The organism is Tabrizicola sp., assembly GCF_030694085.1.
Classification (GTDB): Bacteria; Pseudomonadota; Alphaproteobacteria; order Rhodobacterales; family Rhodobacteraceae; genus Tabrizicola.
Window position 1 is genome coordinate 30,293 of record NZ_JAUXZE010000050.1, and the last position, 13,226, is coordinate 43,518.

A 13,226-nucleotide genomic window follows, 5' to 3' on the forward strand; every position below is an offset into this window, starting at 1 on the left:
TCATTCCATCCCAGAAAGACGTTCAAGCCAAGTGGATGCTGCCACGCGCAACAGCCCGATGGTGAACTCATAGTCCGCGTCACTCCTGCCGAAGGGGTCAGCTATGTCTGGCTCACCCTCCAACCATTGGCCAAAAAGCATGGTTCTGCCCGTTAGATGGGGGACGAGCTCGAGAACATGCCGTTTCTGGCTCCGCTCCATCACGAGTACCAAATCAGCGGTAGGATGCTTGCGGTCGCTGAACCGGCTGGATCGATGCCCAAGCAAGGACGAAAGTTCGCCACCGAGAAATTCGATCATGCGCCGGTCTGCGGGCTGGTTCGGCACGGCGTGGAGCCCACTGGATTTCACGTGAAGACCGGATGTTTGTTCAAGTAAGGCCGCTGCAACCGGTGATCGGCAGATATTCGCGTGGCAAATGACTTCGACGATCATTGTCTGCCTTACTGGGTCACAGTCCGAGCAACACTCACCGTTGGAAGGACGCGCGATATAGTGTCATTCCAGCGTTGAATGGGAGAGCGGGTAACATAGACGACATCGTTCGGCGCGAGGATGAAGCGAGTACCCAGCACCAATCCAGTTGGTGACCTAAGGTCGACGCGGTAGATTGTAGTCTGACTGCCCTCGCCCCGGAACACGAATACGCCGCTTGCGTTAGCGCGCACTTCGTCAATTCCACCCTGCCGCGCGAGTGCTTGAGTCAGACTGACCTGCTCATCGGAAACATCTACCGTTGCTGGTTGGCCCACCTCGCCCAACACGTAGACTTCCGCGCGGCGCTTGCGAGGCACCGACACAACATCGCCGCCGAACAAGATTGGATTGCTGCTTCCAGATTTCGCTTTTAGGAAGCCATCAAGATTCACTAAGTAGCTTTCGCCCTTGCGGCGAACCACTATTCTTGAAGCATCCGCATTTTCAGTCAACCCCCCTGCCCCATTGATGGCTTCAAGAATAGTCAATGGCCAGCTGGTGATCGACTGGGTTGTGGGGGATGCAACCTCACCACCAACCACGACTCGTTGCGAGTTGAAGGATGCAATCCGAACATCAACCTGAGGCTCCGGAATGAACTTGTCCAACCGAGCCGCTATTTCTTTGCGGATTTCATCGACCGTCCGTCCACGCGCTTCCACTGCACCGATGAACGGGTAGTTGAATGTGCCGTCGCTTTGAACAGCGAACCCGCCGGTGCGCTCACCCTCCGCAAGGGGGACTGTTAGTTCCGGGTGATCGAAGACAAAAACAGATACGATATCGCCTGAGCCAATCCGGTATTCTCCGGATTTCCCTGCGGGCAGTGTTGTAGCCCCAACCAACCGGCCTTCATCAATCAGCGAGGGAACATTCTCGGTCGTTACCTCCACGATCGTGAAGTCCGTTCCCTGAGCTGATTTCTGCGGCGAAACCCAAACTTCACCGTCCGCGCAAGCTGCGAGCAGAAGGGCAACCATCGTGAGGCCCATTACACGGCAAGCCTGCCGACAAACTGACTGAATCTGCATCGCCTGCTTTCTTATCGGGTGTACGTGCAGTGAAGGCGTTGGAGCCCCTGCGGCAGTTTTGAGAAATCTGAGGCTACCTCGGCCCCTTCCCGTTGAGGTTCACACTTTAAGCGCCAGCAGCCATCACGAATGAGAACCGGTACAAGTGGCACCGACCAAACAAAAGCGAGCTGTCCGCCGCTTGATCCAAGCTCGGTATGCAGGTTTAGCTGCGGCATCTCTCAACCACTCGGTTGTACCTATTCCCTGTTAGAGCCGATCACCGCCCCTTCACAGTACGCAGGAGATAGATGACGATCTTTCGTGAAGCCTTAGATCTCTAAAGTGCGCCGAACCATCCACCGTTGAGGGAGCCGGGCCGGAGAGCTGCTTGTGCTAGGTCAAACCGGGAACCGAGCCCTAGCCAACCTCGCTCGACTAAACTGGGAACATCGGCTGCTCTCTGGTAGTGAAACTCTGCCCTCCGCTGGTAATCTGTTCTCAAAACAGTTGCATTGTCGAAAGAGAGAATCTAATCTAAAGAGCATCATTTGACATGGAGCTCACATGGTAAACCTTGATCTGGGCGTGCTTACACTTAAGGAGCTGCAGCAATTGCAGAAGGACGTCGGCAAGGCTATTTCAACGTACGAAGACCGGCACATGGCCGAGGCTCGCGCCAAGCTGGAAGCGATGGCAAAGGAAATGGGATACTCTCTTTCCGAACTGCTGTCTCCCGGAGGGAAGAAAGTTCGGGCGCCTGCGACAGCGAAGTATCGTCATCCGGAAAACCCAGCCATTACCTGGTCAGGTAGGGGTAGGAAGCCTCAATGGTTTGCCGAATATGTCAACGCTGGAAAGGAACCAAAGGATCTCGCTGTGTGACGCTGGAGCTGTCGCGGCACATTGGACTCTGCAGTAAGTGGCCTGATCTTCCACGGTGAGTGCTGGCTTGCCTCCACCTGACTTGCCGAAGATGACTGAAGCTCTTCCAGTTTCGTCTTGAGATGTTCCTGGCGATAGTCTTCGCAGCACCAGGTTTGATGATGACATGAGTTCTGCAGCGGCTTCGTCCCATGCCGTTTTCAGTTCCCAACTCGCACCTGGACTGTAGGCGGAACGAACGGACGCCTTCCTGTCTCATCGGGGCAAGACTCTCATTGCTCCTCTTCGAAAAGCCCAGGGTGAATTTTTTCCCAGAACGTCCGGATCGCTTCAGCATTCAGCGGACTCATCCAGCCGAAGCGTTCGAAGTCGTTTCGCTCTGCCCCTTCCAGCCGAGAATGAAACAACCGACGGTCGGCATCGCGCTGCGTTGGGGTTCGCTTTGCGACCACGTCCTGTATCCGCCGAAGGCGCTCCGCTCGGACAAGTATTTCGGGCGAAGTTGCAGGGCTCGCTACCGTCTTTGGCGCGTTATAGTCACCCTTCAGAGCCGCTGTCAGGTAACCCACCGGGTTGCGTACCTCCCCCTGCCCTTCAACATAGTCGAGCTTCCCGGTCAGCACCGTCTCGCCATGCTCAACGATCCATTGCCGTGCCAGACGATCCGAGGCGCCCAAGCGGATCAGACGCTCGTAAACCGGCGATTTCCGAACCCCCTCGCCGTCGTCCAGGTCCAGGATTGCCAACTGTGGGTTCTCGCGGATCAGAAAGCGGATTTCGGTGACCGACCGCCCCATCTTCCGCGTCTCCGGCGTTACAACGATGTTCGACGTCCGGTTCACTTCCTCGACCGCCGGTTTGATGATCTTGGCATTCAGATGCTTGAAGGTCTCGTAATAGTCGCTGTCCCCTACCCCCATGAGCCGCCGGAAGAGATCAATGGGCCACCAGCCCGTGCTTCCCGTGCGCACGAAGCGGTAGCAGTTCTCATACAGCGCCAGCGCATGTCCACTCGAGAACCGGCGCTGTATATTCATGTTAATCAGTGCAAAGACTTTGGGGTCGTGCAGCTTCTGCGCCAGAGCAGGGGAGTACGCGTATTCGCAGATCCCGCCCTTCAGCTTCGCATAAGCCAGCAAGCTGGACACGCCCCACTCTTGCCGCCCCTCCTCATCCAGCATGTCCCATTCCGCGACCGTCTCGGCCAACCCCCGCAGCGACGCTTTCAGTGTGTCCATGTCGTTGCTGTTGTAGCCGATCATCAGGCACAGCGTTCGGGCGTCGATCCTGTGAACGCCGCGGGTCATCAGCGTGTCGTAGGCGTTCAGCAACAGCACGTTCGACAAACGCCGCTGCAAGAGGGTCAGCTTGCCCGAAACATGGATCGCCGCCACATGCTTCTTCACCGCCCCGCGTCGCAAGGCGCCCGTCAGCTGATCCCTCGGAATGTCGTCCATGCCTCGTCCTGCCCGCTTGGGTCGTTCATGACCTCTTGGCGACACTTTAGCCTGAAAGGTACCCGACAGCAACGTTGGTCCGGGATCCTTCTTGATCCGCAGTACCCCAGAGATTAGGTACCCGTTTACAGGACATTGGGCCACCCCCCCTGCCCTTCCAAGCCCTCCAGTACCACGATGCAAGGAGTTTTCGTCGAATCATGGCCCACTTTCCTGCGAATCGGTACGCTTGATCCCGTAAACTGGTACCCAATATCCCGGATCCGGGTGCCGGTGGTCCCGTAGATCAGTACCTAACTTGCGCTAAGTCTCTATAAAGTTGGCCTTTTCTGTCAGCTAAAGTCTATAAAGACTCTCAATTACTCTCAAACATTGCCCGTTGTGTTCTCATTCTTCTGATCGGAAACATGATCTTCCAAGCAGATTCCCTTTCCGCTTCGGATGTGCGAGTGTTTGACTTACATCACGCTTAATCCCGCACATCCAGGACACCGCATGACAAGCTCCTCCGATCTGCCTCCATACTTCGGTATCGATCCCGAGGTTGCCGCCAGCCGACTGGCTGAGCCTATTGATACCACGCGATTCGCCAAAGCCGCTGCCTTCGCATCCCGTGGACGCGACGACCTGGCGCGACGTGGCTACGCGCCGGATGGCAAAAAACGCTTGCGTAAGTTTTCCACTTGGGAGGTTTGCCGGTACCTGATCCCCGTCAACTCCGCACATCTCCGTCGGGTGCTGAAGCAGAATCCTGATCTGCCGCAAGGCACTGGTGAAAGCGGCGCAAAGTGGTTCACTTTGGAAGAGGTTTTGGCCCTTCGCGAACACTTCGCTGTGGAGGGAGCCGGCTGGCGGGAGTACAAGGCTTGGCGGCCAGAGGGCCTTCCAGCGAAGATCGTCGCTGTGGCGAACTTCAAGGGCGGAGTTGGCAAGACCTCGACCGCCGCGCATCTTGCAATGTCGGCCGCGCTTGACGGTTATCGCGTTCTGGTGATCGACCTGGACAGTCAAGGGTCGATGACATCGATCATGGGCGGCAAGGTGACCGATGAATGGCAGACAGTTTTCCCCCTCCTCGCCTGCGACTACGCCCGCCACGTTCAGTCAGAAAACGCAGTGCGTACCGCTGCTGGACAGGCAGAGCTCCCGCTTGACGAAACACTGACCGAAGCATTGGAGGTTTCGCCGCGAAACCTTATACAGTCGACGCACTGGCCGAACATCGACCTGATCGGAGCGCAGTTGAATCTGTACTGGGCAGAATTTCAGGTACCGGTCTGGCGAATGCAGATGCGCAACTGGGCACTGTGGGATGCCTTGGGCAGTGCGTTGACCGAAACCGGCATCGTGAACGACTATGACATCATCCTGCTGGATACGCCGCCGGCGCTTGGCTACCTCACGATCAATGCGCTCTCGGCAGCCGACATCCTGCTCGTCCCGCTCGGAGCATCATTCCTCGAATTCGACTCCACGGGGCGGTTCTTCGACATGATCTACTCCACCTTCGCCTCGATTGAGGAGGGTGAAAATCGAACACGGCGTGCGCAGGGGCTGCCCGAGATGCGCTTCGAATGGGATGCGGTGCGTGCCCTGATTACCCGTTTCGATGCCGCCCAGCAGACAGACCTTGCCAACGTAATCCAGGCCTATTTCGGCGACTTCATGACCACGTATCGGCAGGAACTGACAGCAATGGTCGGTCAGGCCGGTGAGCAGGTGTCCGGCATCTACGAGACGGATTACCGCGACTTCAACCGTGACACCTACGTCCGGGGCCGCGAAACTTTTGACCGGACCTGGGCTGAGGTAAAACAGGTCATTCTTGGCGCCTGGTGGCGCGACCAGAAAATGGCTGAGAAAGGCTGACAATGGCCAAGCGCAAGACACTCGTCGCTCCCTCTTCCGAGGATCTGTCCCGGCTTGAGGATGAGTTTCGCCGCGAAACCTCCGCACGCCCCCCGCTTGCGGCCCCCATCGCTCATGTTGCTGCCGAGGCCGCGGGCCAGATCGATCCCCGACCTCTGGCTGACCGGGCTGCCGAGGCGCGTGACCGGGCCGATGCCGCACGTCTGCGCCAGGCCGAGGCCGCTGGTCTGGTGATCCACGAAATTCCGCTGGACCAGATCGACGCCGATGCGCTGGTCCGGGACCGCATGTCACTGGCCAGCGACGAGTTGATAGAGCTTCAAAGCTCGATCGCGTCGCACGGATTGCGGCTGCCAGTCGAAGTCTTCGCCTTGGCCGAGCCGGGGCAGGGGGGGTGCCGCTACGGTCTTCTGTCGGGCTATCGCCGCCTGAGGGCTGTGCAGAATCTGCGTCAGCTTTCAGGGCAGGAGAAGTATACCACAATCAAGGCCGTTATACGGGACCCTTCCACACTCGGCGGCCCATTTGCCGCGATGGTCGAGGAAAACGAAATCCGGTCCAACCTCTCGCATTTCGAGCGCGGCAGGATCGCCGTGATCGCCGCGCAGCAGGGGGTCTTCACCAATGTCGAGGCGGCGGTCGACGCATTGTTTGCACAGGCGTCCAAGGCCAAGCGATCCAAGATCCGGTCCTTCGCCGCGATCTTCGAGGACCTGGGTGACATGCTGATCTTCCCGCAAGCACTCCGCGAAAAAGATGGCCTTCGTTTGGCTGCTGCTCTGCGCGACGGTCACCAGTCGGTCATACGTGAGGGTCTTGCTGACATCGCGCCGGAAACTTATGCGGAAGAGCTGGATCGCATCGAGGCTGTCCTTGCGCGACTGGAGCCATCTGTCCCGCGTCCCGACCGAGGTGGCAGGCCTTCCACTAAGCCGGTGCAGGGCCGCAGATCTGAGCTGGCGACCGGGGTGCGTCTGATCTCGGGTCAGGACGGCGAAGCATGGTACATTCGAATCGAGGGCAACAGGGTGGACGCAAGGATGGTAGAGGATCTTCTCCGTCAGTTGGAAGCCTGGCTCGGGCCAGCTTGACTATTGCCGTCCCCGCTATCGCTCCAGGCTTTACGGTAGAGCGAGGGTCACAGCCCCGCCGCCTTGGTCAGGTTGACCCGGAACCTGTCCCTGCGCCGCTGGTAGCGGCGCGTCATCTCGGCCGAGGCGTGGCCAAGCTGTTTCTGGACATAGCGTTCTTCGGCCTCGGCACTGCTGGCCAGTCCGGCGCGCAAGGAGTGCCCGGAGAAAAGGCGCAGCCGCTCGGCTTCCGGCAGGTCGGGCCGCAGGCCCGCCTCGCAGGCACAAATCTTGATGAGCCGGGCAACGTGCTTGTCGGACAGCCGTTCGCTCGTGGCCTTGAGCCCGTTGCGGCTGACGGCGACGAAGATCGGGCCGAAGTCAATCCTGGCGTAGTGGAGCCACTGCGTCAGGGCATGGACTGGGCAAGTCTCGTCGGCGGAGCCGCGTGAGATTTCCACCTCGCGCCAGCCGGTTTTGCCGCGCAGCGTTATCAGGACACCGCCCTCCAGCACCTCAACCCAGCCGCAGCTGTCTGGCGTATCATCCTTGCCGTGATCGAGGCTGACGATTTCGGAACGGCGCAGGCCGCCAGCAAAGCCGATCAGTAGGATCGCGCGATCTCGCAGGCCACGCAGGTCGTGGGGCAAGGTTGCCAGCATGTCACGCAGGTCCTCGGACAGGATCGCCTCCTTCTGCCTGGGGGGCCGCCCATGCTTGCGCCGGATCCCGGCAAGCACAGTCGCGATGTGGCGGTCCTTGCGGTCCATGCGCTGGCCGCGCTGCGCAAATTTCCAAGCCAGACCCGAGAGGCGGCGCTCGATGGACGTGACGGAGAGCGCTGGGGCCTGGCCGACTGGCGCTGCCAGATCGGCGATGTAAAGCCCGATCAGCTGGGGCGACGGGGGCAGGGGGTCCGCGCCGCGCATCCGGCACCAACGTGCGAAGTGGGCCCAGTCCTTGGCATAGGCTTTGAGGGTGTTTTCAGAGGCAGCGGCGCGGGCATAGTTGCGCGCGGTTTCCGCCAGTCTGTCGAGCGCGCCTGAACGTGCGATGTGTGAGGGCAGTGCGAGGGCATCACCGTCACACCCCAAGTCCTCGTCCTGCTCGTTGGGATTGGATCGCTCTGGCGGGTCGATGGGTGATTTCTGGTGCGTTTCTGCCATGCTTCTAATCATACTCTTTTTGCGTCCGATAATGCAACATTATTGGACATTGCAACGATGACAACGATGCGGCGGTTGCAGGCATAATTGCTGGTATTAAGCGCCGCGTTGAAATAGGCTCTCGCCATGAGAAAACCGCGCATCCAGACCACTGTGGCCCTGCCGATGCTCCCTCCCCTCCCGGGCTGGATCATGTCCGGGCCGGCGGAAACCTTCGAGGCTGCGGCGTTCCGGTCCGGGGCAGCACTGGCGCATCTGACCTTTGCTACAACCGCCGCAGACCTGCCCCAGGCCTTATGGCGTGACCGCCTGGCGCTGGTGGCAGCGGAGTTTTGCGCAGGAATTGCCGGTCGGCGCGAAGGGGCCGGAGCGTTGCGTGACTCCTTGCACCTGACAAAAGCAGGCGATGATCCCGGCCCGGCGGGACGAGTTTTTCGACAATGGTCGAGGGCGGTTGCGCGGCCGATTTCAGTCTCGAATCTGAGCCGCGCGCTGGAGGGGGTTGCGCCAGAGCAGATTGCCCTTTGTCTGGATGCCACCGGACCAACCCCGGTTGACCGCGCGGCGCAGGTCATCGAGGCCGTGTTGGAAGGTAATCCGCGGGGCGAGACCGTGGCCTTGATCCTTGCCGATGCGGTTCTGGTGAAATCCCTGGGGCAGGATCTTGTGCTGCCGCTATTGTCGCTGGCCTTGAAGGCCCGTGATCTGCAGCTGCGCGGGGCTGACTTGCGGCTGGCCTGTCACAGGGCGGTTGGTGTCGGGGTGCGACAGGCCCTGCCGTTGGCGGCGGAACTTTCCCGGGCGGCGGTCCGATTGCGCGCGGTGGCCCCCAAGCTGCGCGCCAAGGGGGCCACGCGCGCCGTCGATCTGTTTCTGTCGCGCGATGCGCTGGCACCCTCGGCCCTTGACTTCATGTCGGACCGGGCCGCGCGGCGGCTGTGCGACCGGCTGGTCAGCCAGGGGGCCATCCGTGAGCTGACTGGGCGGGACACGTTTCGCCTTTACGGGGTCTGACCATGGCGCGGCGCGAGGAGGCGGGGCTTGACCGGGACCTGGCTGACCTGCCAGCCGATCTGCGGTGGCGGGAATGGATGTGCCGGATCGAGGCGGTGATGTTTGCCAGCGCCTCGCCGGTCGCGCGCGAGGATCTGGCGCGCGTGGTGGGCACAGGGGTCTCGGTCGACCTGCTGATTGACGATCTGGCAGTGGATATGGTGGGCCGCCCCTATGAGGTGGCGCAGGTGGGCGCGGGATGGATGCTGCGGACCAAGCCCGCCTATGCCCCGGCGATCCGCGCGGCGGCGGATGTGGGGGAGCAGGCCCTGAATCTGTCAGAATACGATCTGGCCGTGCTGGCGGCGATCGCATTCCACCAGCCGGTAAGCCGCGACGGGCTGAAGGACATCTTCGGCAAAGAGATCAGCCGTGATCTGATCGGCAGGTTGGCCGAGCGCGACCTGATCGGCACCGGCCCGCGCGAACCCCGGCGCGGCGCGCCCTACACTTTTGTCACCACCGAGACCTTCCTTGCCACCTTCGGGATGGCGTCCTTGCGCGACCTGCCCGATCCCGAGCAACTCGTAGATGCCGGCCTCGCGGGCCCGTCGGAGGCTTACGACATTTAAGGAGCGGGTTGAGCTTCGGCTGCAGATCGGCGGGCTTCATGTAGCTGGGTCGCTGCCCGCAGCAGGGCGGCCAGATCAGTCGCTCTGGGGGAGGAGGCCCGCCGCAGCCCTGCAGTTTCCGCAAGCTGATCCGTGAGCTCCTTGACCAATCCGTTGTGGTTTCCAGCGGCATTGGCAAGCCGGACCCAAAGGTTCAGCGGGCCACCACCTTTGTGGCCAACTATTCCGCTCTGCCCTTCCGACAGCCGCCGGAAGAAATCGTGGCGAAGCCGATGCGACAGTTGCGGTATCGTTGATGTCGTCGTACCGACGGGCACCGGGCATATTGCAATCCTCTCTGGCAGGGTTTTCCGTTTCCCCCGGCCCACGCCAAGTGCGAGCCCAGCTGTGTCAAGACGAAGCAGATCGTCGATCAGCCGCTCGAGACGCCGGGCGCCTGGGTTTGCCGGGTCCGTCGGTTTGGCGAGAGGAGCGTCGCAGAAGGCGCAGTATTGCTGTGAAACAAGGCGATCCTGTCTGAACGGAGCAAGGCCCTGACCGCAAGACGGGCAGCGGTCGCGCAATCGGCAGCCATGGCGAAAGCAGGACACGCGGGTTGCCAGAGTCCAACTCTGCCGGAAATAGGGCACCTCGTCTTCCCGCAGGCAGGTGGGACAGAACTGCAGCCAACAGGACTGCGCAGTCGAAGTCCCTGCATGTTGCGGCCGGCTCCGCAGCCGCAAGCGCACGCTCGAGAAGGGACTGTGGGCCAGACAAAGTCCGTCGATATCGTCGGGGCAGATCGACGTATGGTCGAGCAGGATGCGGCGAACGGCCTCCGGCAGATGCCGGTCGAGTTGGGCCGACCATGTCTCGACAGCAGCTCCGAGCACCGCTCCGAAATAGCGCGGCGGCACACCGTTGGCATGCGCAACCCGATGCAGCCAGCTTGACAAAAGCTCACCGGGAGCGGGCCTGACCTCCACCGGCCAGCGACGTCCCGCCACCACACTATAGCGGCGGGCCGGGGAGACGGTGATCCTCGGCACAGTGCTGGTCATGTCATTGAATGGCGCAAGGCTGAGTTCCGCCGCCGTGACAGCGGCACATATCCGAGCGCCATGACGGTGCTGGACGTGATCCTTTCCTCACCGCTCTCAACAGCTGCCACAGCCGCCCGGGTGACGATGTCGACCACCTCGCCAATCAGCCCTTCCGACAGATCATGGATCATTTTGGCCAGGGGAGGTCGTGAGAGGTTTGAGGCATCCGCAAGTGGCATGCTGGCCTCAAGACTGTCGAGAAGTGTGGCGAAGTCTTCGTCGAAACCCCACCGTGGCACCGCGACCGTATCGAACCGCGAGCCCATTTCTTCGGTGTCGTGCAGCGCATCGTAGACGGCGATTTCGCCGACAAGCACGGGCGAGATGTCATGCACGCGTGCGATCCGCCGCAGAAATGAGAAGATTGCCTTCACATCCTGTCGGCGTCCGCGCAGCGCACTGTGGAATTCGTCGAAGATGAGCAGGCGCGGCTTCAGGCTGTCGAGAAGATGATCGACCTGTTCGCTGGCGCGGGACAGGCTGCGCCAGCCGACAGCCTGCGGGGCGCGCAGCCCGGACAGGATGCTGGCGTAGAAATGCGACAGGCCAGCCCCCTCCCGAGTCTGGATCATCCAGACCCTTTGCCGGTCGGCACGGCGCAGATGTTCGACGGCGAAGCGTTCGGCGATCATGGTCTTGCCGTTGTGATAGGGGCCGGCGAGCAGCAATCCGCGAGGGCGGAGTGATGGCGGGCGTTCCAGCAGCTGCCGCATCGCATCATGTGCCCTAGAGGCACCGGGATGGCCGATCCAGCGTGGCGCCCGAATATGCGCCATGCGGGCGGCAGCATCCGCATCCAGCAACGCTGAGGTTGATGGCAGGAGATGGTCGGCCACGTCACCAGGTCTCGATAGGAAAGACGCGACGGGGTCGGTCAGGCGCCGGTCCAGGATTCGTCGCCTCTGAAACGGCTCCTGCAGCTTGATATGGTTTTGTCGCGCCTGCGGCGTGTCGGGCTCGGGTCATCTCTCTCAGTTGAGCCTTTGCGGATTTGGCCCCCGCGACCGTTGCAGCGATTTCTCGGCGCAGGAGCGTCTTGTCCTGCACGGGGCGTTGCTGGTTCTGGCGCTGGCGCGCTCGGTCGGCTTCATGGTGCCAGAGGGTGACCGACATAGTGACCCCGTCCCGTCGCCTTACCGGGCGCCAGACACGCGTGTCGGGATCGGCGATGTAGATCTGGCTGATGTCCCGGGGGTCATAGCACAGATCCAGAGCTGCAAGGCGGTCACGCCGGGCTACGAGCGGCCCAAGCCAGTGTTCAAAGTAGTCGATGGCGAACAGGCTGACGCCTTGGGGAGAGATGCGGCGCGTCTTGCGAGGCAGGAAGTTGAGCAGGACATCGGTGGGATCGTCGATCTGTCGGTCAATCGGTGGAAGCCGCCGTTCCCATTCGAGGCGAGGCACGGTCAGCTTGCGTGCGTTCTGTGTCTGGTTGTGATCGATGATTGCCAGGGCAATGCAGCGCTCAAGGGCCGCGAAGGTCAGGCTTGCCCGCTTGTCGGACGAATAATCTCCGCGGTCCGCGATGGACCGCCCGGTCTTGCCGGGAAGAGAGCGAAGCACCGTGTTCACCTTGCCCAGAAGCCGCTCGACAATGCCACCCCGATGTACCGTCCCCTTGTTCCGGGTGCGGACGGCGATGCCGAAGTCGGCACATCCCGTCGTGAAGGTACTGCTCTGGAATTCCTTGGCTGAGTCGACAACGATCTGCTTCGGGCGGCCATACATTGTCCATGGGTGCGCAATCCCGCGTTCGGCCAGCCAGTCATCCTTTCGGCACATCGCGTGCGCAAGGCAAAGTGCGACTGATAGTCGGGAAGGGCGCTCGAGGGTGAGGCAAAAGCCGATGATTGCACTGGTCGCGACATCGGCGGCGATGGTCAGATAGGGTCTGCCCACGAAAACGCCGTGGTCGTCGATCACCTCGACGAACTGGATATCGGCCGGCGTGTGATCGATCTGGACGACGTCAAGGGCATGGGTCGCGCGGATGTACCCCGGACGCGGCTTCAGGCGGTGCAAGTGTTTGCCACCGGAAAGCCGTCGCCGCGCAATCTCTTCGGGGGAGAACACGCGCGGGATCCTTTTGGCCACGGTGACATAGGCCGGGGGCTTTAAACCTTCACTGGCACAGCGCGCGCGGATTTCGTCGACGATCGGCGCGAGATCGGGTTGTTCCGGCCGGAGCCACATCTCCCGCAGTGTTGCAACAATGATGGTTTCGACCTCGGAGGCGATCCGCGTGCGCCGCGATCCGTTCGTCCTGGGCAATAGCGATGAGACACGACGATCCCCGCGATACCGGGCAAGATGATTGTAGACCTGACGGGTGGAAAGGCGCAGCTCTGTTGCCGCACGTGTGACGGCCTCCCGCATCGGCACGACCCCATCGAGGGCCTGATCCAGTTCTCGCGCGATCCGGACGGCCTTGTTCCAAGCCTCATCGGACGCCGCCTGGCTGTTGCTGTTCAGCGGTCGATCGTCGAAGGAAGCTGTCATCCCTCTGTGCCCTCGCCTCGCTATTGAAATCAGTGATGAAATTGAAATCGCAAAGCACAAGTTGGCCCCTGTTTTCCCCCTACCAT

General features: G+C 61.1%; 12 protein-coding genes. 5 read left to right on the forward strand and 7 right to left on the reverse strand.

Translation table 11 applies throughout. The features are described from left to right. Positions 1–435, reverse strand: coding sequence for a hypothetical protein (locus tag Q8M85_RS13100; protein ID WP_305545283.1), 435 nt, complete (start codon positions 433–435; stop codon positions 1–3). Positions 436–443: 8 nt separating this feature from the next. Continuing rightward, the gene (locus Q8M85_RS13105; RefSeq protein ID WP_305545286.1) at positions 444–1,457 is read right to left on the reverse strand and encodes a polysaccharide biosynthesis/export family protein; all 1,014 of its coding nucleotides are present in this window, start codon (positions 1,455–1,457) and stop codon (positions 444–446) included. Positions 1,458–2,054: 597 nt separating this feature from the next. Between Q8M85_RS13105 and Q8M85_RS13110 the strand changes: the two genes are divergently transcribed. After that, entirely contained in the window at positions 2,055–2,372 is a 318-nt protein-coding gene (locus Q8M85_RS13110; protein ID WP_305545289.1) for an H-NS histone family protein, read from the forward strand. 272 nt (positions 2,373–2,644) lie between these two features. Here the strand turns inward: Q8M85_RS13110 and Q8M85_RS13115 are convergent, their stop codons facing one another. Beyond that, on the reverse strand, positions 2,645–3,829 hold the full coding sequence (locus tag Q8M85_RS13115) for a replication initiation protein (protein ID WP_305545291.1): 1,185 nt from the start codon (positions 3,827–3,829) through the stop codon (positions 2,645–2,647). A 495-nt stretch (positions 3,830–4,324) separates the two neighbouring features. On the opposite strand from Q8M85_RS13115, the gene Q8M85_RS13120 reads away from it, so the two are divergent. Beyond that, the gene (locus tag Q8M85_RS13120) at positions 4,325–5,698 is read left to right on the forward strand and encodes an AAA family ATPase (RefSeq protein WP_305545294.1); all 1,374 of its coding nucleotides are present in this window, start codon (positions 4,325–4,327) and stop codon (positions 5,696–5,698) included. A gap of 2 nt (positions 5,699–5,700) precedes the next feature. Continuing rightward, a complete protein-coding gene (locus Q8M85_RS13125) occupies positions 5,701–6,789 on the forward strand; it encodes a ParB/RepB/Spo0J family partition protein (RefSeq protein ID WP_305545297.1) in 1,089 nt (362 codons plus the stop codon). 47 nt (positions 6,790–6,836) lie between these two features. Here Q8M85_RS13125 and Q8M85_RS13130 read toward each other — a convergent pair whose 3' ends face one another. Then, positions 6,837–7,934 (reverse strand): tyrosine-type recombinase/integrase, encoded by a 1,098-nt coding sequence (locus Q8M85_RS13130; protein ID WP_371135248.1) that lies wholly within the window; start codon positions 7,932–7,934, stop codon positions 6,837–6,839. A 126-nt stretch (positions 7,935–8,060) separates the two neighbouring features. On the opposite strand from Q8M85_RS13130, the gene Q8M85_RS13135 reads away from it, so the two are divergent. Continuing rightward, positions 8,061–8,948: a DUF1403 family protein gene (locus Q8M85_RS13135; protein ID WP_168775690.1), complete on the forward strand. Its 888-nt coding sequence runs from the start codon at positions 8,061–8,063 to the stop codon at positions 8,946–8,948. 2 nt (positions 8,949–8,950) lie between these two features. Then, positions 8,951–9,559 carry an SMC-Scp complex subunit ScpB gene (locus Q8M85_RS13140; RefSeq protein WP_168775689.1) on the forward strand — a complete coding sequence of 203 codons (609 nt, stop codon included), beginning with the start codon at positions 8,951–8,953 and terminating at the stop codon, positions 9,557–9,559. Here the strand turns inward: Q8M85_RS13140 and Q8M85_RS13145 are convergent. The 3 genes from Q8M85_RS13145 to Q8M85_RS13155 are packed head-to-tail and all read right to left on the reverse strand — an operon-like array spanning position 9,556 to position 13,200. Beyond that, the gene (locus tag Q8M85_RS13145) at positions 9,556–10,599 is read right to left on the reverse strand and encodes a TniQ family protein (protein ID WP_168775688.1); all 1,044 of its coding nucleotides are present in this window, start codon (positions 10,597–10,599) and stop codon (positions 9,556–9,558) included. The two genes, Q8M85_RS13140 and Q8M85_RS13145, sit on opposite strands and share 4 nt — an antisense overlap. Beyond that, the gene (locus Q8M85_RS13150) at positions 10,596–11,477 is read right to left on the reverse strand and encodes a TniB family NTP-binding protein (protein ID WP_305545309.1); all 882 of its coding nucleotides are present in this window, start codon (positions 11,475–11,477) and stop codon (positions 10,596–10,598) included. Before Q8M85_RS13150 ends, Q8M85_RS13145 begins: the two co-directional genes overlap by 4 nt. A gap of 1 nt (position 11,478) precedes the next feature. Further along, positions 11,479–13,200 (reverse strand): transposase, encoded by a 1,722-nt coding sequence (locus tag Q8M85_RS13155; protein WP_305545311.1) that lies wholly within the window; start codon positions 13,198–13,200, stop codon positions 11,479–11,481. Between the last annotated feature and the right edge of the window lie 26 nt (positions 13,201–13,226).

Excerpts from the sequence above, each read along its gene's own strand:
- Q8M85_RS13135 (WP_168775690.1), top strand. The coding sequence starts at position 8,061 with ATGAGAAAACCGCGCATCCAGACCACTGTGGCCCTGCCGATGCTCCCT.
- Q8M85_RS13120 (WP_305545294.1), top strand. The coding sequence starts at position 4,325 with ATGACAAGCTCCTCCGATCTGCCTCCATACTTCGGTATCGATCCCGAG.
- Q8M85_RS13145 (WP_168775688.1), bottom strand. The coding sequence starts at position 10,599 with ATGACCAGCACTGTGCCGAGGATCACCGTCTCCCCGGCCCGCCGCTAT.
- Q8M85_RS13110 (WP_305545289.1), top strand. The coding sequence starts at position 2,055 with ATGGTAAACCTTGATCTGGGCGTGCTTACACTTAAGGAGCTGCAGCAA.
- Q8M85_RS13105 (WP_305545286.1), bottom strand. The coding sequence starts at position 1,457 with ATGGTTGCCCTTCTGCTCGCAGCTTGCGCGGACGGTGAAGTTTGGGTT.
- Q8M85_RS13140 (WP_168775689.1), top strand. The coding sequence starts at position 8,951 with ATGGCGCGGCGCGAGGAGGCGGGGCTTGACCGGGACCTGGCTGACCTG.
- Q8M85_RS13125 (WP_305545297.1), top strand. The coding sequence starts at position 5,701 with ATGGCCAAGCGCAAGACACTCGTCGCTCCCTCTTCCGAGGATCTGTCC.
- Q8M85_RS13130 (WP_371135248.1), bottom strand. The coding sequence starts at position 7,934 with ATGGCAGAAACGCACCAGAAATCACCCATCGACCCGCCAGAGCGATCC.
- Q8M85_RS13100 (WP_305545283.1), bottom strand. The coding sequence starts at position 435 with ATGATCGTCGAAGTCATTTGCCACGCGAATATCTGCCGATCACCGGTT.
- Q8M85_RS13115 (WP_305545291.1), bottom strand. The coding sequence starts at position 3,829 with ATGGACGACATTCCGAGGGATCAGCTGACGGGCGCCTTGCGACGCGGG.